The sequence below is a fragment of the Aquitalea sp. ASV15 genome (assembly GCF_016429115.1).
Taxonomy (GTDB): domain Bacteria; phylum Pseudomonadota; class Gammaproteobacteria; order Burkholderiales; family Chromobacteriaceae; genus Aquitalea; species Aquitalea magnusonii.
In genome coordinates this window covers 1-462 of record NZ_JAELTZ010000129.1, presented here as the reverse complement: position 1 = coordinate 462, position 462 = coordinate 1, and the positions used below count along the sequence as shown (strand labels likewise).

General features: G+C 67.1%; 1 protein-coding gene. It reads right to left on the bottom strand.

What is annotated here, in order from left to right; genetic code table 11:
- Positions 1 to 462, bottom strand: a 462-nt coding sequence (locus JHD64_RS21140; protein WP_199055585.1) for an MlaD family protein, incomplete at both ends; no start/stop codon positions are given.

The window sequence follows — 462 nt, the reverse complement described above, 5'->3', positions numbered from 1 at the left end:
CGTGCCAGAAGCGGCTGTCTTCGGTGACAAAGCGGTCATAGGGGGCGTTGATGAAGACGGTGATGTCGACATGGCGGCCCTGCTGGCCCAGCTGGTAGGCCACCACCTGGCCCACCGGCACCCGCCGGAAATACACGGGGGCGCCGATGTCCAGCGAACCCAGCTCCGTGGCCTTGAGCACGAACTGGCGGCCGGGCAGGTCGCCGGTGAGGATGGGTGGCACTTCCAGCCCGGTGAAGTGCTGGCTCATCTCGCTGCTCTTGCCGGCATCCATGCCGACATAGGCACCGGACAGCAGCGTGCCCAGGCCGGAGACGCTGCCCCCGGCAATGCGCGGCCGCACGATCCAGAAACGGCTGTCACGCGCCAGAAAGCGCTCGGCCTCCTTGCTCAGCTGGGCGGTGGCCTCGATATTCTTGCTGTCCGGGCTGATGCGCACCGCGGTGACTTCGCCGATGTCCA